Origin of the sequence: Pseudomonas sp. JV449, assembly GCF_032424295.1 — a bacterium.
Classification (GTDB): Bacteria; Pseudomonadota; Gammaproteobacteria; order Pseudomonadales; family Pseudomonadaceae; genus Aquipseudomonas; species Aquipseudomonas marginalis.
The window spans coordinates 1-26,687 of record NZ_VYKD01000028.1 but is presented as its reverse complement, the minus strand read 5'-3'; the positions used below and the strand labels follow the sequence as shown (position 1 = coordinate 26,687).

Here is a 26,687-nt window from a genome sequence, read left to right as displayed (position 1 = left end):
AAGAACAATGGAACTTATGAAGAGATAACCCGCGCTCCAGATAGGGCAAGCAGCGTGGTCAGCGCGTTATCCAACTCACCGATCAGCCTGTCGACATCCCCTTCACTTGTTTGCGGACAGCACAGGGTCATGTTGTGAAAAGGCGTGATCAGGATCCCGCGATTGATCAGATAGAGGTGCAGCGCCATTTGAAGGCTGTCATGAAAAGCCGCCTCGGCTTGCGCACCTGTTCTTGGCGGTGTGGCACAGAATTGAAATTCACAACGAGCCCCCAACTCGGTTACCGACCAGTTCAATTGGTGCCGCTTGAACAACGCTCGAAATCCCTGGGCCAGTCTTGAGGCCAGGGGCAACATGTGCTGGTACGCAGACTCGGTCATGACCTCTTCGAGACTGACGCGCATGCAGCGCATCGCCAGTGCGTTGGCGGACAAGGTGGTGCCCATGCCACTGTGGCCATGCCCGCCGCTCTCTTCGCTGATGCTTTTCTGCGCATCGTGCATGGCCAACGCAACGTGCTCGGTCATGCCAAAGACTGCGCAAGGCACGCCACCGGCGATGGGTTTCCCCACTACGAAAAAGTCGGGCTTCAAATCCCATTGGCGCGTGCATCCACCGATGCCGGTAGAAATAGTGTGGGTCTCATCAATGACCAACAGGCTGCCGTATTTTCGCGTCAGCTCGCGGCACTGTTGCATGAACCCCGGATCGGGCAGGACCATGCCTATATTGGTCATCGCCGGCTCGCACATCAGCGCGCACACGTCGCCCTGAGCTAAAGCAGCCTCCAGTGCAGCAACATCGTTGAAGGGAATGGATCGACTGTATTGGGTCAAGTCGTAGGCTTGCCCCACCAGGCCCGAACGGTGCACGGTCTTGCCCTCTCGGTACCGGACCATCACGTCATCCACGGTGCCGTGATAACAGCCGTCGAACACCAGTAGAACATTGCGCTGGGTGATAGCGCGCGCCCAGCGCAGCACATAACGATTGGCGTCGGTAGCGTTGGCGGTAACTTGCCAATAAGGCAGCTCAAACCGCTGGGCCAGCAACTCTGCGCAGACCACCGCATCTTCGCCGGGCAGCATCGTGGTCAAGCCATTGTTCGCCTGCTCGGCTATGGCGCGGGCGATAGGATCAGGTGAATGGCCAAACATCGTGCCGGTGTCGCCGAGGCAAAAGTCTATGTAGTCATGACCGTCGACGTCGGTGAAGCGGGCACCTTTGGCACGCTGGACAAAGAGCGGCGAAGGCATCGACCAATCGCTCATCCAGTGCATGGGCACACCGTTGAACAGCGCCGCCTTGGCACGCTTGGCCAGCGCCATCGACGTTGGGTTGTTTTCTATAAACCGGGCACGCTCGGCTGCGGTAAAGGCAGCAATCGCTGATTCACAAACTCCACTGTTCGACATGATTAGAACCCTTTATTAAGTATCACATTAGTTAAACTTCATCGCCGTATAGATAAGCCACACTCCATCATTCTCCAGGTGCAGCATCAGCTCCCGAATATTGGGTGAAGATCGCTCCGCAAACTTATAACGTGGGCGTTGGCTTTAACTATTTACATTGCCGGCTGACATATAGCCTTGATATACCGCGCAGATATTCATTCAAACGTCATTAACCGGAGTGAGGGGCTTTATTCTCGACCAGGCAATTACCGCCATCGACCACGATAACTTCACCGGTGATGTAACTGGATTCTGGAGACGCCAGAAATGCAACCGCCGCCGCCACCTCGTGGGGACTGCCCGCCCGCCCGATCGGGGTAAAGCGCCCCGCCTCTGCTTCAACCGGTGTGGTTGAGCCCGTGGTGATCCATCCGGGCGCCACGCTGTTGACGGTAATCCCGTGCTTGGCGACTTCAAGTGCCAGTCCCATGTTCATGCCCACCATCGCGGCTTTGGCAGCGCTATAAGCGGCTTCGCCCGGATTGCTCCCGCGGGTGCCCGTGGTGGAACTGATATTGACAATGCGCCCGTAATTTCGCGCCCTCATACCGGGCAAAACAGCCCGCGTCAGAAGAAAAGCGGTGGTTAAGTTTCTGGCCAGTGAAAGATTCCACTCATGCAGTTCCATGCTCGCCAATTCGGAGAAAACCTCAGGGCTGCCTTGCATGGCCATGCCGGCATTATTCACCAGAATATCGACCCGTCCCCAGACCGACACCGCCCAGAGGCCGAATTCACGCACCTGACGTTCATCGGTGAGGTCAACTGCCCTGCCCTCAACTTCAAACCCTTCTGCGAGCAGCTCTTTAACGCGTTCCTCGATGCGGCGGCTACTGGCGGTGATGATCAATCTCGCACCCGCTGCACCTAGCCTGCGAGCGATCGCCATGCCAATACCCGCTTCACTGCCGGCACCACTGACAAGTGCCACGTGCCCCCTCAAATCAGTATTTAACATGGTGTTCCCCACGTACTTAATTTGGAATAGAAGTGGAAATTAGGCTAATAAACCTGATAAATAAAGACGATCATCATCAGAAAATCTGACAACTGCCATGGCGTTCACCAGTGAGTCACTGAAAGTTTTCCTTGCGGTTGTCGACAGCGGCTCCTTCTCTGCCGCCGCACGCAAATTGGGGCGGGTACCCTCGGCCATCAACATGGCGGTGTCGCAGCTTGAAGCCGAGCTGGATTTATTGCTTTTTGACCGATCAACCCGCAAAGCCATTCCTACGGCAGCCGCCAAAGCGCTGGAGCCCCAGGCTCGACAGGTCGCCAGCCAGTTAAACTTGCTGGACGCCCATGCGCTCCAGCTTCATCAGGGGTTGGAGGAGCGCTTGGTCCTTGCGATGGCGCCGGAGTTGCAGACAGGCGTATGGAATCGTCCACTGTCCATTATCGCCAGGGAGTTTCCCACGCTTGAAATCGAGATTCGCTCCGCGTCCCATCCGGAGGCGATGCGCATGCTCCATGAAGGGCGTGTGCAATTGGCCCTTGGATTTGAACGACCAGGGCTTGACGAGCGGGAGACGTTTCTTGAAGCGGGGAGCCAATTGTTGGTAGCCGTTGCCTCTCCGGATCATCCTGCGGCCGCCGGCAAGAAAAGCCCCTTGAGTGAAGAGCAACTGGTCAACGTCCGGCAGATCATCGTGGCTACTGGAGGGCCTACAGACTCTGATCCACGTGTTGTGCTGTCACGGCGGATTTGGCACAGCGACAATTACCTGGCAACGCTGGATCTGGTCCAGCAAGGATTGGGCTGGGCTTATCTTCCACAGCCGTTGGTACAACCTCTGATCAGTTCGGGCGCATTGACGGAGGTGGTGTTTGACAACATGCCGAGTCAGATGCGGCTATGGGTCGATATCATCTGGGTAAAGAACCGTCCCCTGGGGCTGGCAGCGAGTCGCTACCTGAGCCTGATGCGCAAGATTGTCGAGGACGAGCCGCGGCGTGTTTGAGAAAAAAACCAGCCGTATGGCTCATTGAGGCCACTGCTCAAGCAGTATCGAGACGAATTTTTCCGCCGCCGGCGAAAGCGATGCTCCCCGGCGGTAAACCAGGCCCAAGGAGCGGTTCACAACCGGCTCGATCAACGGGACGCTGACCAAGGTTGGATGATCTTCAGCCGGCATGGCCAGGCTCGGCATCGCCGAAACCCCCAGGCCGGCCTCCACCAGGCCCAGCGAAGTCGAGAGGTGCTGGACCTCGTAGAACCATTGCGGCCGCCAACTCAGGCCAGACAGCGCGTGATCGAGCAGCATGCGGTTGCCGCTCAGGCGCCCTACCCCGATCAGGCGGTAATCGCTCAATTCGGACCAGGTGACCGAACTGCGTCCAGCCAACTCGTGATCACGCCGGCACGCCAATACAAAGGGCTCGCTGACCAAGGGCACGAACTCAATGTCCGGATGCTGCCCACTCATCATGTTGATCCCGAAGTCGGCCTCCCCCCGCAGCACCGCTTCAAGCCCCTCATTGGCACTCAAATCCAGCAGGCGGATGCGGATTTTTGGGTAGCGCTCGTTATACAGACGAATGACTGACGGCAAGAAATAGAAAGCCGCAGTAGGGATACACGCCAGGGTTACCCGGCCAATCTGGCGTTCGGCCAGCTCACGGATATTGAGAATCGACTCATCGAAGTCATCCAGCAACCGACGTGCCTTTGGCAGAAAGTCACGACCGACACTCGTGAGGCTGACCTTACGCGTGGTGCGATCCAGCAACGAGGTGCCCAACCCCTCTTCCAGTTTTTTAATTCGGCGACTGAGTGCCGGCTGAGACAGGTGCAAGGCATCGGCTGCTTCGTGAAAACTGCCAAGTTCAGCGATTTTCACGAAGGATCGAATGTCATTCAGCTCATATTCCATGTCTTATCTCACCCGCACAAGGCGTCAAAAGGAAACTCAGCGTAAATTTATCATTCGTAAAACGCAATAATCTCTTCAATCTTTGCATTTGAAACATTTTTTAAAGCTTGAGACTCTTGCTCCAAGAACATCAATTACACCGATTGATCAACAAGAGTCAGTATCATGCAAAGAATTCCCTGTGTGCTGATGCGCGGCGGCACCTCGAAAGGTCCGGTTTTTCTCGACTGGGATTTGCCCGCCGCCGTTGAAGCCCGCGACGAACTGCTGCTCAACCTGATGGGCTCCGGTCATGAACTGGAGATCGACGGCATCGGCGGTGGCAGCCCGCAAACCAGCAAGGTTGCGATTGTCAGCCCTTCGCTGCACCCGGATGCGGACGTTGATTACCTGTTCGTTCAAGTGATGGTTTCACAACGCAGGGTCGACAGCGCACCCAACTGCGGCAACATGCTGTGCGCGGTGGGCCCGTTCGCCGTCGAGCAGGGTCTGGTCAAAGGCACCCCGGAGCGCACCCGTGTGCGCATTCGCAACCTAAATACCGGCACCTTTATTCACTCCGACGTGTACACGCCGGATGGCAAAGTCAGTTACGAGGGCGATACCGCCATTGATGGCGTGCCCGGTACGGCGGCACCGGTGCAACTGACGTTCCTCGACGCAGCCGGCAGCAAGACAGGCAAGCTCTTTCCCACCGGTAACACGCAGGACGTGATCGATGGCATTGCGGTGACCTGTATCGACATGGCAATGCCCATGGTGCTTGTCGAAGCCAGCCAACTGGGCAAGCGTGGCGATGAGAGCCCGGCGGAACTGGACGCCGATAAGGAATTCCTGCGACGCCTTGAGACGCTGCGGCTGCAGGCCGGCCTGGCCATGGGCCTGGGCGATGTCAGCGACAAAGTGATTCCCAAGCCGGTACTGGTTTCGCCCGGGAAAGCGGGGGGCACGCTCCAGGTTCGTTACTTCATGCCGCACAACTGCCACCGCGCGCTCGCCATTACGGGCTCGATTGGTTTGGCCACTGCGTGTGTGATCGAAGGCAGCATCGTCGCGCAGATGCTCGGCGGGATCAGTACGCCGCGCCTAGAAGCGGTGCGTATCGAACACCCGAGCGGCGGGATTGATGTCGTATTGTCCTACACCGGCGTCAACGGTGAGACAATTCAGGCTTCAGTCGTACGCACCGCCCGCAGGCTTTTCTCCGGCTACGTCTACGCCACTGACTCGCAGCGCCTTGCCGGATAAATTCCGATAGTCGTTGGCATTTTTGCATCCGCACAATTCTAAAAATGGGTGATGCCATGAAAGTTGTTAAATCGCTCTACTTCCAGATCCTCTGCGCCGTGGCGCTCGGCATCGTGGTCGGGCATTTCTGGGCCCAGCAGGCCATTGCACTCAAGCCCCTGGGTGACGCGTTCATCAAACTGATCAAGATGATGATTGCGCCCGTGGTGTTCTGCACCATCGTCACCGGCATCGCAGGGATGAGCGACAAGCGCTCCCTCGGGCGCCTGCTGGGCAAAACCATGCTGTTGTTCTTCGTCCTCACGGTGATCAGCCTGGTGATTGGCCTGGTCGCGGTGTACGTGTTCCAGCCGGGCGCCGGCATGAACATCGATCCCAGCCAGCTGAGCACCAAAGGATTGGCCCAGTACACGGAGTCGGCCGCAAAGCTTGGGGTGGTGGAGTTTTTCATGCACATCATTCCCGAGACGTTTATCGGCGCCTTCAGTAAAGGTGAAGTGTTGCCGGTGCTGTTTATCGCGGTGTTGTCCGGCTTTGCCTTGTCGTCGCTGGGCGAGCGTGGCAAACCGGTACTCGACGTGCTCGAATCCGCCTCGCAAATGGTCTTCAAGATCTTTTCCTACCTGATGCGTTTTGCACCGGTCGGCGCTTTCGGGGCCTTGGCGTTCACTGTCGGCCAGTACGGCATCACCTCGCTGGGTTCGCTGGCGAAGTTGATCATGACCTTGTACATCGCCTGCGGCTTTTTCGTCTTCGTGGTACTGGGCAGCATTTGCCGCGCCAACGGTTTCAGCCTGTGGAAGCTGCTGCGCTACTTTCGGGAAGAGTTCCTGGTGGTACTCGGCACCTCCTCCACGGAACCGGTGATGCCGCGCATGCTGGAGAAACTCGAGGCACTGGGCTGCAAAAAAGGCGTCGTCGGCCTGGTGCTGCCCACCGGCTACTCGTTCAACCTGGACGGCACGGCCATCTACCTGTCGTTGGCGGCGATTTTCATTGCCCAGGCCTGCAACATTGATCTGAGCCTGACGCAGATCATCACCATGCTGGCGATCATGCTGCTGTCCTCCAAAGGCGCCGCCGGGGTTACCGGCAGCGGGTTCGTGGCACTGGCCTCGACCCTGACGGTCATTCACGACATCCCATTGGCCGGCCTGGCATTGCTGATCGGTGTTGACCGCTTCATGTCTGAAGCCCGCGCCCTGACCAGCCTGGCCAGTAACGCGGTAGCGACGGTGGTGATTTCGATGTCTGAAAATGCCTGCCACCGCGAAACGCTGAACCGGATGCTCGACGCAAAATCTTCTGCCGCACCGGGAAAAGCCTGGGACGACCTGAAGGACGCCAAACGCGTCTAGAGACAACCGGATAACGCTTCCCCCCTGACTTGACTGCCCCCCTCCCCGCCAGGCGCGTTGTGCCGCCCGGCGGGTCAGGGCGCGTGCGCCTCGGCGTCAGCCATTTTTACGATAACAACAAGAGAATCGTCCTATGCTCGCTTTCCTTGGCTTGGCCATGGTGGTCGTATTCACCTATCTCATCATGACAAAGCGTTTGTCGCCCATCGTCGCGCTCACCGTGGTTCCCATCGTCTTCGCGGTGATCGGCGGCTTTGGCGGCACCACCGGCAAGATGATGCTCGACGGCCTGAAAATGGTCGCCCCGTCTGCCGCGTTGCTGCTGTTTGCGATCCTGTTCTTCGGCCTGATGATCGACGCAGGCCTGTTCGACCCGCTGATCCGCAAAATCCTGAAGAGGGTCAATGGCGACCCGATGAAGATCGCCGTAGGCACGGCCCTGCTGTCGTTGCTGGTAGCGCTCGACGGCGACGGCACAACGACCTACATGATCACCTGCGCCGCAATGCTGCCGCTGTATAAACGCATCGGCATGAACCCGATGATCCTGGCAACCCTCTCCATGCTGTCGCTGAGCATCATGAGTGGCATGACGCCCTGGGGAGGCCCTGCGACACGGGCTATTGCCGCGCTGGGCCTGGATGCCGGCGAGTACTTCGTGCCGTTGCTGCCGACCATGATCGGCGGTGCCCTGTGGGTGATCTTCACGGCCTTCATACTGGGTCGCGCAGAGCGCAAGCGTATCGGCAACGTGCAACTGCAAAGCGGCGGCGGCGATTGCTACATCGATGCGATTCTCGAGGACACGCCCCACAAACGTCCGAAGCTGGCCTATGTCAATCTGGTGCTGGTGATCGCGGTGATGGTGGCACTGGTGATGGGGCTGATGCATTCCGCGATCCTGTTCCTGATCGGCTTCGTGCTCGCGCTGATGATCAACTACCCGCAATTGGACATTCAGAAAGAACGCATCCTGGCGCACTCGGGCAACGCCATGACCGTGGTGTTGCTGGTATTTGCCGCCGGGATCTTTGCCGGGATCTTTTCCGGTACAAAGATGGTGGATGCCCTGGCACAGACCCTTGTCGACTGGATCCCGCCATCCTGGGGCCACCTGTTTCCGTTGGTGGTTGCGATCACCAGCATGCCGCTGACCTTTGTACTGTCCAATGACGCCTACTATTTTGGCGTGGTGCCGATCCTGGCCAATGCCGCCGCCGCTTATGGCATCGACCCGGTCGAAATCGCCCGCGCCTCGATCCTGGGCCAGCCTGTTCACCTCATGAGTCCGCTGGTGGCCTCGACCCTGTTGCTGGTGGGCATGGTCGATCGCGATATCGGCGACTTCCAGAAGGCCACCGTCAAATGGGCCGTGCTGACTTCCCTGGTCGTTACCGCCCTGGCCTTGTTGACCGGGGCCATCAGCCTGTTCACCTGATCCACCCATAACCCCTGCTGCCTTCCAGCGCGCGTCACTCACGAGGCGCGTGCCGACCTGTACCCCAAATAACAACAACGAGTCATTTGCCATGAACCCTATGTATACCCGTCGAGCTTTGTTTTGCGCGTTAGGCCTGGTACCCGTCGCGGCGGCCAACGCCGAAGGTTTTATTGATGACAGCAAGCTCAAGCTGCAACTGCGCAATGTGTATTTCAACGAGAACTTTCGCGACGAGCACGGCTTGAGTGCGCGGGCCGCCAGAACGGCAAAAAGCGAACGCACCGAGTGGGCCCAGGGATTTCTGCTGGACTATCAGTCCGGATTTACTGCGGGCCCCCTCGGCTTCGGCGTGGACGCCCTGGGGCTCTATGGGGTAAAGCTCGATTCAGGGCGCGGGCGCAGTGGCACCGGGCTCATGCCGGTGCATGATGACGGGCGGGCGGCCGGCGAGTTTGCCAGCGCCGGCGCTACGGCAAAAGCCAGGTTCGCCAAAACCACGGTCAAGTACGGCACCTTGCTGCCCAAGACGCCGGTGTTGATTTACAACGATGCGCGCTTGTTGCCCCAGACCTACCAGGGCACCCAGGTCAGCAGCAGCGACATCGAGAACCTGACCGTGACCGGCGGGCATCTGGACCGTTTCAAACTGCGCGACTCCACCAACAGCGTGCCGATCGTGCCTGATGGCTACAGCGGGGAAAAATCCGGAGATTTCAACTACGCCGGGGCTGAGTACAAATGGGGCAAAAACCTGCGCTTGAGTTATTTCTACGGGGAACTCGAGCACTTCTACCGGCAAAACTTCGCCGGCATCCAGCACGACCTGCCGCTGGCCGGCGGCGTGCTGACCAGCGACCTGCGCTACTTCAACAGCGTTGATAGCGGCTCGGCCTACGCAGGCAAAATCGACAATGACATGTTCAGCGGCCAGTTGTCCTACGTGATCTCAGGCCATACCCTCGGTGGCGGCTACCAGGCCCTTCGCGGTGATGCCGGATTACCCTACATCAGCGGCGCGACCGTCTACTCGTTCAGTAATGCCGGCATCGGCAAATTCATTGAGGAGGACGAGAAGACCTGGATGCTCAACTATGGCTACAACTTCGCCGCCGTCGGCGTGCCCGGCCTGACCTTCTCAACGCGCTACCTGAGCGGCAATGACGGCAAGTCCACCACCACAGTCAAGGAATGGGAGCGGGATACCGAGCTGGCTTACGTTGTGCAAGCCGGCACGTTCAAGGGCCTGGGCGTACGCATGCGCAACTATGTCTACCGCTCTGAGTTCTCCCGCGGCCGCGACAGTAATCGCCTCTACCTCACCTATGACATTGCCCTTTGGTAAGTCGACGATCGCGGCCCTTGCGGCCGCTTTCCTACAGATTCAGGTGAGGAACCCCACGCATGCTGTTTAAAAACAAAGTACTGATGCTGGTGCTGACTCCGGTGGTGCTGTTGTCCACGGTGCTGGCGCTGACAACGAGCACCACCTTGCTGTCGAGCGCCGAGCAGGAAGTCACGGCGACCCGGAAACGCCTGCTGGATGAAAGCCGGGAACGCTTGAAAGACTACGCCAACCTTGCCCGAACCTCGGTAGCGGAGCTGTATGCGCAGGCCGAGACGGGGGACACCGCAACGCGTGCGCTGGCGATCGCGCGACTGTCGAAAATGAAGTATGGGGACGACGGCTATTTTATCGGTTACGACAGTCAGGTCGTGCGCCTGTTTCGTGGTGACAGCAGTGAAGGCGTCGGCACCAACATGAGTGACCGCAAAGACAAGAACGGGATTTACCTGAATCGGGAAATGGTTGCCGCAGCGAAGAACGACAGCCACTTCGTCAACTATTCGGGGGCCCTGATCAATACGGATAAAGTCGCTCCCAAGCTGGCTTACAGCTTTTACCTGCCAGCTTGGGACATGGTCGTGGTCACCGCGATCAATCTCGACCGAATCGAAAGCCAGGTTGCCCAAGTACGAGGGGAAATCCATCAGCGTGTGCGCAGCCTGGTCTACGGGATAACCGTCATTGCCTTGATTGCGCTCGGGATCACCGGTGTGCTCGCAGTGTTAATGGTTAAAAGCAGCCTGCGTCCCCTCTCGCGGATTCGCGAGCACCTCGATGAGATCGCCGCGGGCGAAGGCGATCTGACACGGCGCTTACCCATCAGCCGCGACGAGTTCGGCCAGGTGGCCGTGTCGTTCAATGCCTTCGCCGATAAGATTCATGGGCTGGTCGGCCAGATCGTCGGCATTGCCAGAGAATTGAATACATCCGTGACCCAGGTGGCCGAACAGAGCAAATGCATCGATCAGGTCATGGAACAGCAACGCCAGGAAACCGATCAAGTCGCTGCAGCAATCAATCAGATGTCATCTGCGGCGCAAGAGGTCGCCAACAGTGCCCAGAGCGCTTCAGAGGCAGCGGGCGAAACCGATGTGCAGGCCCAGCACGCCAGGCAGGTCGTCAATGAAAGCATCACCCGGTTGGGAAGCCTGACCGAGGACCTGTCCGCGGGAGGCGCCTCGCTGAAAAGCCTGCAAGGCGATGTAGCAGGCATTGTCACGGTGCTGGATGTAATCCGCTCGATCGCCGAGCAAACCAACCTTCTCGCACTCAACGCCGCGATCGAAGCCGCCCGGGCCGGGGATGCAGGTCGCGGATTTGCCGTGGTTGCCGACGAAGTACGCGCGCTGGCAAGCCGGACGCAACTCAGCACCCAGGAAATTCAAGCGATGATCGAGCGCCTTGACCAGGCCACCACCAAGGTCGTCACTGCAATGAGTCACTCCGGCGCAGCAGGTCATGGCGCCAGCCTGCACGCGGGACAAGCCGGGCAGTCGCTGGGCAAGGCGGTCGAGTTGATCGTTACCATCAACACCATGAACGCGCACATCGCCAGCGCCGCGCAAGAGCAGACGTCGGTTGCCGAAGCCATCAATCGCAGCGTCCACCAGATAGCCCGCGCGATTGAAAACGTCGCAGACCAGACCCAAAGCGGCGTACACACGGTCGATGAGCTGTACGCCATCGGTCATCGCCTGGAAGGCCTGTTGAGGCAATTCAAGATTTAACCACTGTGTTTTCTGTGCGCCGGGCGTTGAGGCACTAACTGCGGCGCTCAAAGCGCGGAATCGGCAACCCCAGGCTTTCGCGCAAGGTCGTCCCTTCATACGCTTTGCGATAGACGCCACGCGCCTGCAATAACGGTATGACGTCTTGGGTAAAACGCTTGAATTGCTCGGGGTGCCCGATGTAGATGTTGAAGCCATCCACGGCGCGGGCCTCGAACCAGTCGGCCATTTTCTGCGCGACCGTGTCAGCTGTGCCGACGAATGCGCCGGGACGCAGTTGTCGACCAAACTCTACGGCCTGGCGCAGCGTGAAACCTTTCTCGCGCGCCTGATCGGCAATCCGTTTGGCCGCAGTAAAAAAGCTGCTGCGCGCAGACTCGAGGCTTGCCTGGGGAAACGGCGCATCGAGGTCGTACTGGCTGAAATCATGCCAGCCAAAGTTACGTCCAAATTCCTTCAGTGCGAGTTCAAAGCTGTGGTCGACCTGATGGTAGTGCTGCTCGATTTCACGGGCGTGCTCATCCGTGTCGCCGACGTAAATTTCAGCGCCAGGCATGACCAGTATCTGCTCCGGGTCGCGCCCCCTTTGTGCTGCCCTGCCCTTTATATCGCGGTAGAAAGCCTGGCCCTGCTCGATACTGGCGGCATGGGTAAAGATCACATCGGCGGTGGCGGCACCCAGCTCGCGCCCCTGCGGCGAATCACCGGCCTGGAATATCACCGGCTGGCCTTGGGGTGAGCGTTGGATGTTCAGCGGGCCGACCACCGAAAAGTGCTCGCCCTGGTGATTCAGGCGATGCAGTTTGCTCGGGTCGAGAAACTGCCCGGTCGCCCGGTCGCGCACGAAGGCATCTTCCTCGTAGGAGTTCCACAAGCCCTGCACAACCTGGACGTGTTCAGCCGCTCGGCCGTAGCGCGTGTCGTAATCGTAGTGTTCGTCCCGGCTGTAGTTGCCTGCCGTGCCGGCATCGCCGCTGGTCACCACGTTCCATCCCGCACGACCTTTGCTGATCAGGTCCAGTGAAGCCAGGCGCCGCGCAACGTTGTAGGGCGAGTTGTAAGAGGTGGTCAGCGTACCGACCAAGCCTATATGGCGTGTGCTCACAGCCAGTGCCGAGAGCAGCGTCAGCGGTTCCAGCCGATTCAGATAATGGGAGGGCGACCCCGGTGTGATGAACTGGCTGTCGACGATAAACATCAAGTCGAACAACGCCGCCTCGGCCTGACGCGCAATATCGATGTACCAATCGACGTTGACGCTGGCGTCGGCCGGTAATTGAGGATCGAGCCACAGGTTATGGCGACCCGGCCCGCCACTGCCCATAGTCAAGGCACCCAGTTTGAGCTGTCTGTTGGTCATGTCCAGAGTATTCCTTGACGCCTCACGGCTGGTTATCAGCGACGGCTGGCTGCAAGGACGCCGCGAATGACTGATCGAACAGATTGGCTGCCGGGTACGGTTTGACCAGCCCTTGGCCGGCAAAAAAGTCCACGGTTTTTTGCGCCTCTGCTGGCGACTGGGCAGTCACCGGCTCGACGGTGGTGCGCGCGCGGGCAAACCAGGCGCGCGCTATACCGGCGTCCGCACGCGTACGCCTGGCCCACGCATCGGCATAGGCGTCGGTGTTGGCCGGGGTTTGGCGAGCCCAGTCACGCGCCTTTTTCAGGCGCAGGAGAAAATCGCTGATCTGCACACGCTTGGCTTCGACGGCACGGGCGTTGGCTGCAATGAAGCTCTGGGCCGGAATCAATCCGTCAGCCGTCGCGAGCACCCGCGCACCTTGGCGTTCCTGCTGCGTAACGTAAGGTTCCCAGGTGGCGATAACGTCCACCGAACCGCCTTCCAACGCATGGGAGGCGTCCAGCGCGCTGAGGTAGCGCAACTCCAGTGAGTCTCGTGGCACGCCGGCTTTATCCAGCGCAGTCAACAGCAGTTGCTGGCTCCAGGAGCCTTTCCAGATGGCCGCACGTTTGCCCGCGAGATCCGCAAGGCTCCTGATCGGCGAATCCTTTTTCACCAGAATGGCCACGCCGTCGAGATTTTGCCGACTGACCGCAATCACTTTGATGGGCGCGCCTAATGCGCCCAGGAACAGCACGGGCGCATCACCCAGCAAGCCAATGTCCAGGCTGCCGACGTTGAGTGCTTCGGCAACCGGCGACCCGGCAGTGAACTGCTTCCATTCAAGGGTATAGGGTAGGTTTTCAAGCACCCCCGCCGCTTCCATCGCGGCCTGGGCGTTGTAGCTTTGGTCGCCCACCACCAGCGTTTGCGCATTCGCGGTCAGGCACAGCAATACGGCCGCCAACCCGGCCGCCAGTCTCGTCAGGTAACGCACGTTCGTCTCCAGATGCCTTGTCAGGCCGTTCAAGTCGATCCGCGCGTACGGTCTCGATAGTGTTCACAGGAATAATCTGCCCACACCATAAGGACCGGATCGGCCGCTGTAAACTTCTTATAATGCATAACGTAATTCTATAATAATGCGAAATAAGCATTTTAAGGCCAGCATGCACCATCTGTTTCCAGCATACCCCATGCTCAAACGTCATAATCCCCGACCCGCCTGCATGGTAATCTCGCGCGACCACGAATAGACATAGATCGTCACGTGACGATGACCAGAGCCAGGAAAGAACATGCCCAAAAAATCTCATTCGACGCTGCGCCGCAACTTCCGCGAATTGCTGGCCAAGCCGAGCTGCGTTGAAACCGCTTCCGTATTCGACCCCATGTCCGCCCGTATCGCGGCAGACCTGGGGTTTGAGGTGGGTATCCTGGGAGGGTCAGTCGCGTCGTTGCAGGTATTGGCGGCGCCCGATTTTGCCTTGATCACGCTGAGTGAGTTCGTCGAGCAGGCCACCCGTATCGGCCGCGTCGCCCAGTTGCCTTTTATTGCCGATGCCGACCACGGTTACGGCAATGCACTCAACGTGATGCGCACCGTCGAAGAGCTTGAGCGCGCCGGCGTCGCGGCATTGACGATTGAAGACACGCTGCTGCCTGCACAATTCGGGCGTAAATCCACCGACCTGATTTCCATCCAGGAAGGCATCGGCAAGGTCCGCGCCGCCCTGGAAGCCCGTGTCGATCCTGAACTGTCGATCATCGCCCGGACCAACGCCGGCGTGTTGTCCACCGAAGCGGTGATCGAGCGCACCCGGGCTTATCAGAAAGCCGGTGCCGACGGCATCTGCATGGTGGGTGTCAGCGACTTCGAGCACCTGGAGAAGATCGCGGAAAACCTCACCGTCCCGCTGATGCTGGTGACCTACGGCAATCCCAAGCTCAACGACGCCCAGCGTTTGGCGGATTTGGGCGTGCGCGTGGTGGTTGCCGGCCATGGCGCGTACTTTGCGGCGATCAAGGCTACTTACGACAGCCTCCGTGCCCAGCGCCAGCTGACCCACAGCACCTCGAACCTCAGTGCGACGGAACTGACCCATACCTACACGCTGCCTGAAAGTTACGTGGCGTGGGCCAAGGAGTTCATGGACGTGGAAGAGTAATAACTGCGTGGAGTAAGGGGCCAATTACTCCAGCGCCCTCGCCCTTGTTAGTTCAACTTAAAAACTCCCCATGGAAAAAAATCCGCCGTAGCAACTACGGCGGCAACCAAAGGGTATTGTCGAAGCAGAGCGGCTAAGACAGTCCCCACGCTACACCTCCCGCCGATTAAAAATAGTGAAGTTTAATTAATCGAGTTTCATCCCCGGCACACCTGCAGGCCGCGCAAAATCTGCCTGGAGTCAGCTTCGGCAAACCCGTCGAAGACAATAAGAAACCGTAACGCCTCACTTTAAAATTCTGCCCATACAAGCGTGTACGCCTGCCAGACAGTGCGGCGTTTCTGTGCGCGTTCATTATTCCGGGGAAGTTAATAACATGATTAAACAGTGGAGCCTGTTGGCGCTGGCGGTGTGCGCCAGTATCAGCCCCGTGGCGTTTGCCGAGTCCGTCACGGACCAGGCCGATGCCAAGGGTTTTATCGACGGCAGCAGCGTCACCGGCTTGTTGCGCAACTATTACTTCGACCGCGACCGTGCGAGCGGCAAGGCCGACAACCGCGACTGGGCCCAGGGCGCCATGCTCAACTACGCCTCGGGCTTCACCCAGGGCACCCTCGGCTTTGGCGTGGATGCCTACGCCTACGGCGCGCTGAAACTCGACGCTACCCACGCGGACGCCGGCACCGGCGACCTGCCGACCGATCGGCACGGCGATCCCGAGAATGCCTACGGTTCCGTCGGTGCTGCGGTGAAACTCAAAATTTCCAAGACCCAGTTGAAGTTCGGTGACATGCAGCCCACCGCGCCGGTCTTCGCCACCGGCGGCACCCGCCTGCTGCCGCAGACCGCCACCGGCTTTGATCTCACCAGCAGCGAAATCAGCGGACTGGACCTGGAAGCCGGGCACTTCACCAGCACCAACAGCGGCATGACCAGCAACCATGACCACGATATTTACGCCACCTACGCCAACGTGGCGGCCAACAGCGCGAGCTTTGTCGGCGGCAAATACACCTTCACCCCGTCACTGAGCGCGACACTGTATGCCGGCGAACTGGAAGACATCTGGCGCCAGTACTACACCAACCTCAACTACGTCATCGCCCTTCCCCATGACCAATCCCTGGCCCTGGACGGCAACCTGTACCGCACCCTCGACACCGGCGCCGCCAAGGCCGGCGCGATCAACAACACCACCTACTCGGTGGCGGCGGCCTATTCGTTCCTGCAGGCGCACACGCTGACGCTGTCGTTCCAGAAGGTGCACGGCGACACGCCCTTTGACTACATCGGCACCGGTAACAACGGCGCGGGTGAAGGTGGCGATTCGGTGTTCCTGGCCAACTCGGTGCAGTGGGGCGACTTCAACGGGCCGGGCGAGCAGTCGTGGGGGATTCGTTATGACTTGAACATGGCCAGTTATGGCGTGCCGGGGTTGAGTTTCATGAGCCGTTATATCAACGGTTCGGACATCAACGGCACCCACACCCCGGTCAACAGCGCCTATGCCGGCGATTACGGTGCCGACGGCGCCCATCACGAGACGGACGTGGAGGCCAAATACGTGATCCAGAGTGGCCCGGCGAAAAACCTGTCGTTGCGCGTGCGTGATGCCATCGTGACGTCCAACGCCGACCAGCGCGATGGCGACTTGAATGAGCTACGGGTGATCGTCGACTACCCGTTCACCTTGCTGTAAAGGGAGCCTTGTCAGGAGAGGGAATGGCTCCCTCTCCACGCCTAAGACGCGATCAGCCTACCCAGCCGACGGCAGTTTTCGGAATCACTTCCGACTCATCCAGTTTCGACGCAAACATACTCACAGCCTGCACCGCATCACTGGTGCTGGTGCGAATCTGCAAAATCACCGAACCCGCCTGGTCCGCCAGGTTCACACCGCGTTGCGCGCCCTCTTGGGTGGAGCTCATGCTGGCCACCGCGTCGCGGGTTTCCGACAGGATCATGCCAATCATCTCGGCGATTTCCGCGGTAGAGCGGCTGGTACGCCCCGCCAACTGCCTGACCTCATCGGCCACCACGGCAAAACCACGCCCTTGGTCGCCCGCACGGGCAGCCTCGATGGCCGCGTTGAGGGCCAACAGGTTGGTTTGGTCGGCGATGCCTCGAATGGTATTGACGATGGCGGTAATTTGCTCGGAGCGCTCGCCCAATTGCCCGACCAGACGCGCCGATGCGCCGATGTTCTCGGCGATCCGGCGCATCTCTGTCGCCGTATCCTGGATCACCTGGGTACCGTGCTCGGCAAACCGCTCGGTCTCGGAGGAAATATGGTAGGCCCGGGAGGCGCCGCGTGAGTCTTCCTCGAACTTTTCCACGCGTTCAGTGATGTCACTGGCAAACTTGACGATCTTGATCAGCGTGCCGTCGCCGTCGTAGACCGGGTTGTAACTGGCCTCCAGCCACGCGACACGGCCATGCTTGCCTAGACGTTTGAATTGCCCGGTGAAAAATTCACCGTTGTTCAAGCGTCGCCAGAAGTCGGTGTACTCGCTGCTGTTGATCAGGCTGGGTTCGCAAAACAGGCGGTGGTGCTTGCCTTTGATTTCGGCCAGCGTATAGCCCATGACGTGCAGAAAGTTCTCGTTGGCGTCCAGCACCTGACCGTTCAAGTCGAACTCGATCACTGCCATGGCCCGATCCACTGCGGCCAGTTTGCTGCGGGTCGCCGCCTCCTGTTCGACTTTGGCGGTGACATCCAGGGCGTACTTGACCACTTTCAGCACTTGGCCACGCTCATCCAGCACCGGGTTGTAGCTGGCTTCCAGCCAGACGGTCTTGCCGTGGGCATCCACGCGCTTGAAGGTGCCCGACACGAACTTACCGGCCTTGAGTTCCCCCCAGAACTGGCTGTAGGCCGGGCTGTTGGTCAGCGCCGGCAAGCAAAAGTCCCGGTGGGATTTGCTCGCCAATTGGTCGCGACTGTAGCCCAGGGTTTTCAGGAAGTTATCGTTGGCACGCAGGACCTTGCCGTTGAGGTCGAATTCGACTACCGCCATGGAGCGTTCCAGGGCGCTGATCAGTCCTTTGTACTCGGTGACTTCGGCCGTCCTGGCCGCCAGTTCGGTTTTGAGTGTTGTATTGAACATGACGAGCCCTCAGCCGTGCGGAAAAACCTGTGTCTTGACTCGCTATCGGCTGGGAAATACGCGACTTTAAGGGGCGCAGCAGGATTATTTTCTGGCGTCAAATTATTGCTTGAGCCCGCAGGATTCAAGGCTTTGCGGCAAGCGAAGCCAAGCGCTCCCGCATACCGGTACTGGCCGCCGGGCCGGCCTGCAACACACAGTCCTCCAACGGCACGATGTGTCCCTCTGCACTCGCCAACATCGGCTGCACCGGCCGCCCCGTGTCCCGCTCGACCAACTCGACACTGGTGCCTTCTTCGGCGTAATGCCGGTTGCCCCACGCCACCAGCGACATCAGCACCATGCGGAAATCCTCGCCCTTGGCGGTCGGCACATATTCATAGCGCGGCGGCCGCTCACTGTAGGCCCTGCGCTCCAGCATCCCCGCCTCCACCAACGCTGTCAGGCGGCGCGTGAGCATGTTTGGCGCAATGCCCAGGCTGCGCGAAAACTCATCGAAGCGGCGCAACCCCTGCAACGCGTCGCGCATGATCAGGATGCTCCACCACTCCCCTACCCGTTCGAGGCTGCGGGCGATGGGGCATTCGTCGCGGGTCAGGGACTTGCGTTGCATAAAGGTTCCTAGGGGCCGGTGCAAAGTTGTGTGACGCCATGTTACTTTCATCATGATAGTGACGTCCATAGAGTCTGAACCCTCAATGCAACCGGAGTCGATTGATCATGAGTAAACGTATCGTTGTGACAGGCATGGGTGCGCTGACACCGTTGGGCGCTGACGTGGAGTCAACCTGGAAACGCCTGTTGAACGGGCAGTCGGGCATTCGTCGCCTGCCTGAAGAACTGATCGGCGACCTGGCTATCAGCATCGGCGGCCAAGTGCAGAGCGTGCTGCAGGACCCCGAAGCCGGGTTCGATCCTGATCGCCTGCTGGCCGCAAAAGAGCAGCGCAAGATGGACCGTTTCATCCTGTTCGCCCTGGCGGCGGCCGACGAAGCCCTGAAGCAGGCCGGCTGGGCCCCGAACACCGTGCAGCAGCAGGAACGCACCGCCACCATCATCGCCTCGGGCGTCGGCGGTTTTCCGGCCATCGCCGAGGCGGTACGTACCACCGACAGCAAGGGGCCGCGACGCTTGTCGCCGTTCACCATTCCATCGTTCCTGAGCAACATGGCCGCCGGGCATGTGTCGATCAACTATGGCTTGAAAGGCCCGCTGGGAGCGCCGGTCACGGCCTGTGCGGCGGGGGTGCAGGCGATTGGCGACGCTGCGCGGATGATCCGTGCCGGTGAAGTGGACGTGGCGGTGTGCGGTGGCGCCGAAGCGGCGATCCACCGCGTCAGCCTGGGCGGCTTTGCGGCGGCGCGGGCGTTGTCCAGCGACTTCAACGACGCCCCCGAGCGCGCCTCGCGCCCGTTCGATCAGGCGCGTGACGGCTTTGTCATGGGCGAAGGCGCCGGCATCCTGGTCATCGAGGAACTGCAACACGCCCTGGCACGCGGTGCCCAGCCGATTGCCGAGCTGGTGGGCTATGGCACCAGTGCCGATGCCTACCACATGACCGCCGGCCCGGAAGACGGCGACGGTGCGCGCCGGGCGATGACGCAGGCGTTGCGTCAGGCGGGGATCGAGGCGTCCGCGGTGCAGTACCTGAATGCCCACGCCACCTCGACGCCGGTGGGCGACAAAGGCGAATTGGCAGCCATCAGGACCGTATTCGGTGTGGGTGGCCAGCTGGCGATCAGCTCGACCAAGTCCGCCACTGGCCATTTGCTGGGCGCCGCGGGCGGCATTGAGGCGATCTTCACCGTACTTGCCCTGCGCGATCAGGTCGCACCGGTGACCCTCAACCTGGAACAACCGGATGACCTGGCCGAGGGCCTTGACATGGTGCGCGGTGACGCGCGGCCGATGGCGATTGAATACGCGCTGTCCAACGGCTTCGGGTTTGGTGGCGTGAATGCCAGCGTGTTGTTCCGCCGCTGGGTATAAGCCAGCGGTTTGCCCCTGGGATTGTTTTCGGGGACCATGGCGCCTTCCGTTATTGCCAACCAGAGGCGCCCATGGCCAACCACGACCTGTCCTACACCCCCGATCCGGATGCCGACTCGATTTCTTCCGACGTTGTCGGTTTCAACGGCATCCTGGTCTCCACCCAGATCCCGACCCGCGCCGACGGCAGCCTGGAACTGGGCGATATCACCCTGCAAAGCGAATGCACCCTGCAAGCGCTGAAAGTGGCCCTGGAAAAGGCCGGCAGCTCCATGGACCGGGTCATGCACCTGACCATTTATCTGACCGATATGGCCGACCGCGCCGCCTTCAATGAGGTCTACAAACGCTTTTTTGCCAAGCCCTGGCCCGTGCGTGCGGCGGTTGGCGTGGCTGCGCTGGCGGTAGACGGCATGCGTGTGGAAGTCACCGCGATGGCCGCTCAAGCCTGAAGTAATGCCGGTCAGGCATTTCACAGCTACAATGCGCGCCTCAACCGTGACAAGCCTGACTAAAAAAACTATGTCCTTGCCCAAGCATCACCTGGAATTGCTCAGCCCTGCCCGCGATGTCGCCATCGCGCGCGAGGCCATCCTGCATGGCGCCGACGCCATCTACATTGGCGGCCCAAGCTTCGGCGCGCGCCATAACGCGTGCAACGAGGTGAGCGATATCGCCCAACTGGTGGAATTCGCCCGTCGTTACCACGCCCGCGTCTTCACCACCCTCAACACCATCCTGCATGACAACGAGCTGGAACCGGCGCGCAAGCTGATCCATCAGCTCTACGACGCCGGTGTCGACGCGCTGATCGTGCAGGACCTGGGCGTGATGGAACTGGATATCCCGCCCATCGAACTGCACGCCAGTACCCAGACCGATATTCGTACCCTGGGCCGCGCCAAGTTCCTCGACCAGGCCGGGTTCTCGCAGTTGGTGTTGGCCCGCGAGCTGAACCTGCAGGAAATCCGCGCCATCGCCGACGAGACCGATGCCGCCATCGAGTTCTTTATCCACGGCGCCCTGTGCGTGGCGTTCTCCGGGCAGTGCAATATCTCCCACGCGCAAAATGGCCGCAGCGCCAACCGTGGCGACTGCTCCCAGGCGTGCCGCCTGCCGTATACCTTGAAAGACGACCAGGGCCGCGTCGTGGCCTTTGAAAAGCACCTGCTGTCGATGAAAGACAACAACCAGAGCGCCAACCTGCGCGCGCTGGTGGAAGCCGGCGTGCGTTCGTTCAAGATCGAAGGCCGCTACAAGGACATGGGCTATGTGAAGAACATCACCGCCTATTACCGCCAGCGCCTCGACGAAATCCTCGAAGACCGTCCGGACCTCGCCCGCGCGTCCAGCGGCCGTACCGCGCACTTCTTCCTGCCCGACCCGGAAAAAACCTTCCACCGTGGCAGCACCGACTACTTTGTCAGCGACCGCAAGATCGACATCGGCGCCTTCGACACCCCGACCTTCACCGGTTTGCCGGTGGGTGTGGTGGAAAAAGCCGGCAAGCGTGACCTGCAAGTGATCACCCATGAGCCGCTGTCCAACGGCGACGGCCTCAATGTGCTGGTCAAGCGCGAAGTGGTGGGTTTCCGCGCCAACATCGCCGAGCCCAAGGGCGAGTTCGAGGAAGACGGTGAGAAGCGCTACCGCTATCGCGTCGAGCCGAACGAAATGCCGGCCGGCCTGCATCAGTTGCGCCCGAACCACCCGCTGAACCGCAACCTCGACCACAACTGGCAGCAGGCGTTGCTCAAGACTTCGGCCGAACGCCGTATCGGCCTGTCATGGGTCGCGCGTTTGCGTGAAGAGCAGTTGGACGTCACCGCCACCAGCGAAGAAGGCATCCACGCCAGCGTCACCCTGCCCGGCCCGTTCGGCGTGGCCAACAAGCCGGAACAGGCGCTGGACACCCTGCGCGACCTGCTTGGCCAACTCGGTACCACCGAGTATCACGCCACCCGTATCGAACTGGATGCACCGCAGGCGTTCTTCATTCCCAACTCGCAGCTCAAGGCATTGCGCCGCGAAGTGATCGAAGCGTTGACCGCCGCCCGTGTTGCCGCCCACCCCCGTGGCGGGCGCAAGGCCGAGACCACGCCGCCGCCGGTGTACCCGGAAGCGCACCTGTCGTTCCTGGCCAACGTCTACAACCAGAAAGCCCGCGACTTCTACCACCGTCACGGGGTGAAGCTGATCGACGCAGCCTTTGAAGCCCATGAAGAGAAAGGCGAAGTGCCGGTGATGATCACCAAGCACTGCCTGCGTTTCTCCTTCAACCTGTGCCCTAAACAGGCCAAGGGGGTGACAGGGGTGAAGACCAAGGTCGCACCGATGCAGTTGATTCACGGCGATGAAGTGCTGACGTTGAAGTTCGACTGCAAACCCTGCGAGATGCACGTGGTGGGCAAGATCAAGGGGCATATCCTTGGGTTGCCACAGCCGGGCAGTGTGGTGGGTTATATCAGCCCGGACGATCTGCTCAAGACGATCGTGCGCGCCCCACACTGAATCAACTGCCTCTTGCACGGTGGGTGCGCTATCCGCCCTGCAAGAGCCGGTTTGACCTCGCAAATCCAGCAAAGTATCAAAACCTGTACCTCAGACAGCAACGGCTTGCCCGAATCCTACTAACGAATAATTTCGAAACCCGATTTTTCAAACTGTTCGACTACGCGGTTTTGATATTTGATATTGAGCACATAATCTCTGCCTTCCCCAGGGTTGCCTAAGTGATACTTGGTTTTAAAGGCAGCATGTTCCGGGTTAAGTGTTCTGGAATTCCATTTTAATCTAAGTATCCCGTCGGCTCTCTTGACTCCGGAAAAACCGACATAATCTTTCAGATTTCCCCCGGCCAAATGGACCATGGCAGCATGACCGGTAAGTTCTGTTTCAACTCCGTTGACGTTTACTTTCACAAGATCTCCCATCGGCTCGACACGTTCGTGCCCGGCGAGCATGTACTTCATACCTTTAGGCAGGGCTTTTTCTACTTCTGAACCTGGATGACCCAAAAGGGTCGACGGCCCTACATGTATTTCGCCGGTTTTAACGTTCATGATCCCCACAAACTGGCGGGTAGTTTCCATCTGTTCCAACGTATTAAGTGACGCCATATTCAATGCACTGCCATTACGGCCCATGACTTGCCCACCCCCAGTAACTCCTCGCCTTAACCATATTCCGCTCTCGTCTGGCTTGGCGACAATGCTGCTACTTACCAGTTTCGATGGATCTTTCGGATCGGGTACGCGTAGCAAGTAATGCACGCCGTCTCCGGCATCGGGCTTGTTGGCCACAAAATAGCTGGCCCCTTTAAACTCTATTTCGCGTACGGCCGAGCCAGCCTTGAGTAAGGGGGTGGAATTTAGCTTGAACTGCTCGGCCGCCTTGGCCAGGTTCTGGGGAACTTTCTGAGCCCACTTCAACCCTTGAACCCCGCCCTCCCATTTAACGCCGGCCATACCAGACTTGAGGGTATAACTACCGAAGTTTGTCGACAGTTTCGCGAACTCCGGAAGAACAGGCTTGATCAGTCGAATCCCCCCTTTGACCAATCCCCCCACTACCTTGTCAACAGGCATCATAAAAGAAAGGATATCTATCCATATCTTCGCTATCCCTTCTATCGGGCGTCCGGCAATGATCGCCTCGACCCCCTGCCAAAACGGGACGAAGCCCTTCAAGAATTCTCGTCGATTATCTCTGGACGCTGAAAATTCCTGATAGTTTTCCAGGTCTTCCTTCTCTTCCGGGGAAACTCGCGTTTCATCCTTTTGCGCAACATTCAACAGGTCAATGTCTTTCGCATAAAACAACTGGCTGGATACCGTGTTCGCGACGTCACTAAATCGTTTGGAGGAAAGCGTGTTGGGCACAGTATTTTCATTGGCACTGGCAGGTGATGCAGGAAACTCTCCTAATAACTTTAGCGTATAAATACTTGAGGAAAATGGCTGATTGTTGGGTTTTTCAGGATGTTCGTTATCAACTTTCGGCCCATAACGCCGCCCCTGTATGTTCGGCTTTTTCCAAACAGTGAACTCCTTTGCGTCAGTGCCATCTGGCAGTTTATTTCTGCCAATCACGCTATTGCCCGTAAAAAGCGCCTCTAAGTCGACACGTTGACGTGCGATCCCGAGCTGGGGATTGACCTCATAGGCCGTTGTCTTCCCATTATGGACCGCTTTGATCAAAACAACGTCACGTGCCAGATCATCTCCCGCTCCAGGCGGTTTCAGGGCATACAACTCAACCTGGCCGTGTTCTATTGCGAGTCGGTCGTTAACGGGCAATAGGGATATCAGTTGTTTTATCACCACGCCATACGCAGCTTTTTTGTTGACTAGATCACCCTTGAAATCTTCACCAAACTGTTTGTCATTATAAGCGGCAACTTTATATTTTTTGTTATTTGGATCATTGTGTCCTTTAATAGGTGAAACCATCTGCCAACCGGTAAAATAATCTTTACGCATAGGGAGGGGGGCGACCAAGTTTGTAATTGCTCCTGCAAGGCTCTCCTGATGCTTATCAAGACTTGATAAAGCGGTGTGTACCTCACTTTGTGCATAGCTGGTCTTTTCCGGAAGAATACCGTTGGCCGCAGCCCATTCCAGCGCTGGCCCGACTCTTGTCGCTGCAATAAGAAGCGCTTGCTCCGGGCTGACGGCCTGGCCGTTGAGTTTGCCTGGATAAGCGATCAGGTCCTCCCAGGTCATCCGTTTAGAAGAGCCAGGTTCTATGGCTTCAGCAAGATTCACTCCGTGCTGGTAGTTCACCCAGCTCGCTGAGCTTTTAGGTTGCCCTGCCGGCGAATTACGACTGCTGGCAGCTTGAGTCGACATTGCGGACTCCTGGACCGCCTCAGTAGAACTCAACATCGGGTGATGTGAAAGGGGCTCCTGTTGAATGATCGGGGTTGAGTAACGGGGGATTGGAACACTGAGAAAATTGCCTTGCATCGTCCGGCATCCCTAAATAGCAGAATTTTCGCTGACATCTGAACAATCCACGATCTCAGCCTGTCCCCCTATGTGGTACGGCGTAGGAATTTGTTCCATGGAAATACCATGGCCATTCGAAAGACGTTTAAACAATGCGTCCTGAGCCCTCCTCACCGTGCGGCAAACGCCACCACCAGCCCCGCTGCAACCCCGCCGCCGCCAGCAGGATCGCCGCCACACCCAGCCATTGCAGCCAACCCAGGCGATGCCCGAAGGCAATCCAATCGACGAAGATCGCCGCAATCGGGTAGATAAACGACAGTGCGCCGGTGATGGCGGTGGGCAGTTTCTGGATCGCGCCATACAGCAACACATACATCAAACCGGTGTGCACCACGCCGAGCGTCGCCAGTGCCGCCCAGGCGTTGGTGGTGACCGGCAAGCTATGCCAAGGCACCAGCGGCGCCAATAGCAGTGCGCCCGTCGTCACTTGGATTAACGCCATCAAATGCGGCGGTACGTCCTTCAAACGCTTGATGATCAGTGCGGCAATCGCATACAGCAATGCCGCGCCCAGCGCCAAGGCGATGCCCGCCAGGTAATCGTCGCCGGTTGGCTGATTACCATGGGCGGTGACGATCGCCAGCATTCCCAGGAACGCCACGCTCAACCACGCCAGTTTCTGCACGGTGATCTTTTCCCCGAGGAACAGCGCCGCCAGCATCACCAACATGAACGGCTGCACGTTGTACACCGCCGTACTGATGGCGATCGACGCACGTGAGTAGGATTCGAACAGCAGCAACCAGTTGCCGACAATCGCTACGCCACTGAGCATTGCCAGGCCGGACGTGGCCCAACTGAGCAGGTCCAGGCGAAGGTAGCCGAGCAACGCGCACACCAGCAACAGGGTCAGGCCGCCGATCACGCAGCGCCAGAACACCACTTCGAGCACCGACACGCCGGACACCAGCACAAACCAGCCGATGGTGCCCGAGATCAGCATGGCGGCGATCATTTCCCACGAACCGCGACGGATGGATGAACCCATGATTGATGCTCCTCAAGTGAGGCTCAATTATGGCAATCTGCTTGTGCGCGGCTCCAGTGACTAAAAAAGGCAAAATCCCGCAATCACCTTTTCTTATTAGGCGAACACCATGATTGACACGATCGACCAGCAACTGATCGCCGCTTTGATGGATGACTCGCGGTTATCCCTCAAGGCCCTGGCGGGCATCACCGGGCTGTCCTCGCCCAGTGTGGGCGAACGCCTGCGCCGCCTGGAAGAACGCGGCGTGCTGACCCACTACACCGTCGACATCGACCCCAGGCACTTCGGCTACCTGCTGCAAGCTATCGTGCGCATCCGCCCCCTGCCCGGCAAATTGCAGGAGGTGGAGCGCCAGATCCAGGCGATCCCGGAGTTCACCGAATGCGACAAGGTCACCGGCGAAGACTGCTTTATCGCACGCCTGCACGTGCGCACCATGGACCATCTCGACAGCCTGCTGGATCGGATCAATGCCTATGCCGAAACCAACACCGCCATCGTCAAGAAAACCCCGGTGAAGCGACGTTTGCCGCCGCTGACCAACGACTGAACCGTAACACACCGATTCCTGTGGAGAGTGGGCCCGTTATGGTGAGCGGGCCTGTTGTGTGGGGAACGGGCTTGCTGTG

20 protein-coding genes and 3 pseudogenes are annotated in these 26,687 nt (G+C 59.0%); 13 read left to right on the top strand and 10 right to left on the bottom strand.

Annotated features, from left to right (window positions below):
* Positions 1–14: 14 nt before the first annotated feature.
* Positions 15–1,415, bottom strand: coding sequence for an aspartate aminotransferase family protein (locus F6S08_RS24125; RefSeq protein WP_315872420.1), 1,401 nt, complete (start codon positions 1,413–1,415; stop codon positions 15–17).
* Between the two features lie 211 nt (positions 1,416–1,626).
* Positions 1,627–2,415 carry an SDR family NAD(P)-dependent oxidoreductase gene (locus F6S08_RS24120; RefSeq protein ID WP_065947009.1) on the bottom strand — a complete coding sequence of 263 codons (789 nt, stop codon included), beginning with the start codon at positions 2,413–2,415 and terminating at the stop codon, positions 1,627–1,629.
* A gap of 97 nt (positions 2,416–2,512) precedes the next feature.
* On the opposite strand from F6S08_RS24120, the gene F6S08_RS24115 reads away from it, so the two are divergent.
* Complete coding sequence (locus F6S08_RS24115) at positions 2,513–3,418, top strand: LysR family transcriptional regulator (RefSeq protein ID WP_027605836.1); 906 nt, start codon at positions 2,513–2,515, stop codon at positions 3,416–3,418.
* 21 nt (positions 3,419–3,439) lie between these two features.
* On the opposite strand, the gene F6S08_RS24110 is transcribed toward F6S08_RS24115, so the two are convergent.
* Entirely contained in the window at positions 3,440–4,330 is an 891-nt protein-coding gene (locus F6S08_RS24110) for a LysR family transcriptional regulator (RefSeq protein ID WP_027605835.1), read from the bottom strand.
* A gap of 165 nt (positions 4,331–4,495) precedes the next feature.
* Here F6S08_RS24110 and F6S08_RS24105 point away from each other — a divergent pair, with 165 nt between their 5' ends.
* The 6 genes and pseudogenes from F6S08_RS24105 to F6S08_RS31545 all read left to right on the top strand — a co-directional run bounded on the left by F6S08_RS24105 (position 4,496) and on the right by F6S08_RS31545 (position 11,449).
* Positions 4,496–5,578: a 4-oxalomesaconate tautomerase gene (locus F6S08_RS24105; RefSeq protein WP_137211940.1), complete on the top strand. Its 1,083-nt coding sequence runs from the start codon at positions 4,496–4,498 to the stop codon at positions 5,576–5,578.
* A gap of 44 nt (positions 5,579–5,622) precedes the next feature.
* Positions 5,623–6,936 (top strand): dicarboxylate/amino acid:cation symporter, encoded by a 1,314-nt coding sequence (locus F6S08_RS24100; protein ID WP_065927554.1) that lies wholly within the window; start codon positions 5,623–5,625, stop codon positions 6,934–6,936.
* A 133-nt stretch (positions 6,937–7,069) separates the two neighbouring features.
* Complete coding sequence (locus F6S08_RS24095) at positions 7,070–8,374, top strand: CitMHS family transporter (protein WP_065927555.1); 1,305 nt, start codon at positions 7,070–7,072, stop codon at positions 8,372–8,374.
* A gap of 100 nt (positions 8,375–8,474) precedes the next feature.
* Entirely contained in the window at positions 8,475–9,719 is a 1,245-nt protein-coding gene (locus F6S08_RS24090) for an OprD family porin (protein ID WP_370671278.1), read from the top strand.
* 59 nt (positions 9,720–9,778) lie between these two features.
* Positions 9,779–10,591: pseudogene (locus F6S08_RS31550) on the top strand (cache domain-containing protein); the annotation flags it as partial.
* 102 nt (positions 10,592–10,693) lie between these two features.
* On the top strand, positions 10,694–11,449 hold the full coding sequence (locus tag F6S08_RS31545; RefSeq protein WP_370671279.1) for a methyl-accepting chemotaxis protein: 756 nt from the start codon (positions 10,694–10,696) through the stop codon (positions 11,447–11,449).
* A gap of 34 nt (positions 11,450–11,483) precedes the next feature.
* On the opposite strand, the gene F6S08_RS24080 is transcribed toward F6S08_RS31545, so the two are convergent.
* Both F6S08_RS24080 and F6S08_RS24075 read right to left on the bottom strand, forming a co-directional pair.
* Complete coding sequence (locus F6S08_RS24080; protein ID WP_065927558.1) at positions 11,484–12,809, bottom strand: LLM class flavin-dependent oxidoreductase; 1,326 nt, start codon at positions 12,807–12,809, stop codon at positions 11,484–11,486.
* Between the two features lie 22 nt (positions 12,810–12,831).
* Positions 12,832–13,788, bottom strand: coding sequence for an ABC transporter substrate-binding protein (locus F6S08_RS24075; RefSeq protein ID WP_065927559.1), 957 nt, complete (start codon positions 13,786–13,788; stop codon positions 12,832–12,834).
* A 301-nt stretch (positions 13,789–14,089) separates the two neighbouring features.
* Between F6S08_RS24075 and F6S08_RS24070 the strand changes: the two genes are divergently transcribed.
* Together F6S08_RS24070 and F6S08_RS24065 are read left to right on the top strand one after the other, a co-directional pair.
* Positions 14,090–14,959, top strand: a complete 870-nt coding sequence (locus tag F6S08_RS24070; protein WP_065927560.1) for an oxaloacetate decarboxylase — start codon at positions 14,090–14,092, stop codon at positions 14,957–14,959.
* 376 nt (positions 14,960–15,335) lie between these two features.
* The gene (locus F6S08_RS24065; RefSeq protein WP_315872418.1) at positions 15,336–16,658 is read left to right on the top strand and encodes an OprD family porin; all 1,323 of its coding nucleotides are present in this window, start codon (positions 15,336–15,338) and stop codon (positions 16,656–16,658) included.
* A gap of 52 nt (positions 16,659–16,710) precedes the next feature.
* Here the strand turns inward: F6S08_RS24065 and F6S08_RS31540 are convergent.
* The 3 genes and pseudogenes from F6S08_RS31540 to F6S08_RS24055 form a co-directional block, all read right to left on the bottom strand.
* A pseudogene (locus F6S08_RS31540) lies at positions 16,711–17,187 on the bottom strand (methyl-accepting chemotaxis protein); the annotation flags it as partial.
* A 111-nt stretch (positions 17,188–17,298) separates the two neighbouring features.
* Positions 17,299–18,066 (bottom strand): annotated as a pseudogene (locus F6S08_RS31535) (PAS domain-containing protein); the annotation flags it as partial.
* Between the two features lie 124 nt (positions 18,067–18,190).
* The gene (locus tag F6S08_RS24055) at positions 18,191–18,679 is read right to left on the bottom strand and encodes a winged helix-turn-helix transcriptional regulator (protein ID WP_065927563.1); all 489 of its coding nucleotides are present in this window, start codon (positions 18,677–18,679) and stop codon (positions 18,191–18,193) included.
* 107 nt (positions 18,680–18,786) lie between these two features.
* Between F6S08_RS24055 and fabF the strand changes: the two genes are divergently transcribed.
* The 3 genes from fabF (at position 18,787) to F6S08_RS24040 (ending at position 22,566) form a co-directional block, all read left to right on the top strand.
* Positions 18,787–20,055 (top strand): beta-ketoacyl-ACP synthase II, encoded by a 1,269-nt coding sequence (gene fabF / locus F6S08_RS24050; RefSeq protein ID WP_315872417.1) that lies wholly within the window; start codon positions 18,787–18,789, stop codon positions 20,053–20,055.
* Between the two features lie 71 nt (positions 20,056–20,126).
* The gene (locus tag F6S08_RS24045) at positions 20,127–20,507 is read left to right on the top strand and encodes a RidA family protein (protein ID WP_027605818.1); all 381 of its coding nucleotides are present in this window, start codon (positions 20,127–20,129) and stop codon (positions 20,505–20,507) included.
* 70 nt (positions 20,508–20,577) lie between these two features.
* Entirely contained in the window at positions 20,578–22,566 is a 1,989-nt protein-coding gene (locus tag F6S08_RS24040; protein WP_315872416.1) for a U32 family peptidase, read from the top strand.
* Positions 22,567–22,685: 119 nt separating this feature from the next.
* Here the strand turns inward: F6S08_RS24040 and F6S08_RS24035 are convergent, their stop codons facing one another.
* On the bottom strand, positions 22,686–24,905 hold the full coding sequence (locus F6S08_RS24035; RefSeq protein ID WP_315872415.1) for a hypothetical protein: 2,220 nt from the start codon (positions 24,903–24,905) through the stop codon (positions 22,686–22,688).
* A gap of 244 nt (positions 24,906–25,149) precedes the next feature.
* On the bottom strand, positions 25,150–26,055 hold the full coding sequence (locus F6S08_RS24030) for a DMT family transporter (RefSeq protein WP_315872414.1): 906 nt from the start codon (positions 26,053–26,055) through the stop codon (positions 25,150–25,152).
* Between the two features lie 109 nt (positions 26,056–26,164).
* On the opposite strand from F6S08_RS24030, the gene F6S08_RS24025 reads away from it, so the two are divergent.
* On the top strand, positions 26,165–26,608 hold the full coding sequence (locus F6S08_RS24025) for an Lrp/AsnC family transcriptional regulator (protein ID WP_027605815.1): 444 nt from the start codon (positions 26,165–26,167) through the stop codon (positions 26,606–26,608).
* Positions 26,609–26,687: the final 79 nt, after the last annotated feature.

Coding starts and splice junctions, on each gene's coding strand:
- F6S08_RS24125 (WP_315872420.1), bottom strand. CDS start 1,415: ATGTCGAACAGTGGAGTTTGTGAATCAGCGATTGCTGCCTTTACCGCA.
- F6S08_RS24120 (WP_065947009.1), bottom strand. CDS start 2,415: ATGTTAAATACTGATTTGAGGGGGCACGTGGCACTTGTCAGTGGTGCC.
- F6S08_RS24115 (WP_027605836.1), top strand. CDS start 2,513: ATGGCGTTCACCAGTGAGTCACTGAAAGTTTTCCTTGCGGTTGTCGAC.
- F6S08_RS24110 (WP_027605835.1), bottom strand. CDS start 4,330: ATGGAATATGAGCTGAATGACATTCGATCCTTCGTGAAAATCGCTGAA.
- F6S08_RS24105 (WP_137211940.1), top strand. CDS start 4,496: ATGCAAAGAATTCCCTGTGTGCTGATGCGCGGCGGCACCTCGAAAGGT.
- F6S08_RS24100 (WP_065927554.1), top strand. CDS start 5,623: ATGGGTGATGCCATGAAAGTTGTTAAATCGCTCTACTTCCAGATCCTC.
- F6S08_RS24095 (WP_065927555.1), top strand. CDS start 7,070: ATGCTCGCTTTCCTTGGCTTGGCCATGGTGGTCGTATTCACCTATCTC.
- F6S08_RS24090 (WP_370671278.1), top strand. CDS start 8,475: ATGTATACCCGTCGAGCTTTGTTTTGCGCGTTAGGCCTGGTACCCGTC.
- F6S08_RS31545 (WP_370671279.1), top strand. CDS start 10,694: ATGGAACAGCAACGCCAGGAAACCGATCAAGTCGCTGCAGCAATCAAT.
- F6S08_RS24080 (WP_065927558.1), bottom strand. CDS start 12,809: ATGACCAACAGACAGCTCAAACTGGGTGCCTTGACTATGGGCAGTGGC.
- F6S08_RS24070 (WP_065927560.1), top strand. CDS start 14,090: ATGCCCAAAAAATCTCATTCGACGCTGCGCCGCAACTTCCGCGAATTG.
- F6S08_RS24065 (WP_315872418.1), top strand. CDS start 15,336: ATGATTAAACAGTGGAGCCTGTTGGCGCTGGCGGTGTGCGCCAGTATC.
- F6S08_RS24055 (WP_065927563.1), bottom strand. CDS start 18,679: ATGCAACGCAAGTCCCTGACCCGCGACGAATGCCCCATCGCCCGCAGC.
- fabF (WP_315872417.1), top strand. CDS start 18,787: ATGAGTAAACGTATCGTTGTGACAGGCATGGGTGCGCTGACACCGTTG.
- F6S08_RS24045 (WP_027605818.1), top strand. CDS start 20,127: ATGGCCAACCACGACCTGTCCTACACCCCCGATCCGGATGCCGACTCG.
- F6S08_RS24040 (WP_315872416.1), top strand. CDS start 20,578: ATGTCCTTGCCCAAGCATCACCTGGAATTGCTCAGCCCTGCCCGCGAT.
- F6S08_RS24035 (WP_315872415.1), bottom strand. CDS start 24,905: ATGTCGACTCAAGCTGCCAGCAGTCGTAATTCGCCGGCAGGGCAACCT.
- F6S08_RS24030 (WP_315872414.1), bottom strand. CDS start 26,055: ATGGGTTCATCCATCCGTCGCGGTTCGTGGGAAATGATCGCCGCCATG.
- F6S08_RS24025 (WP_027605815.1), top strand. CDS start 26,165: ATGATTGACACGATCGACCAGCAACTGATCGCCGCTTTGATGGATGAC.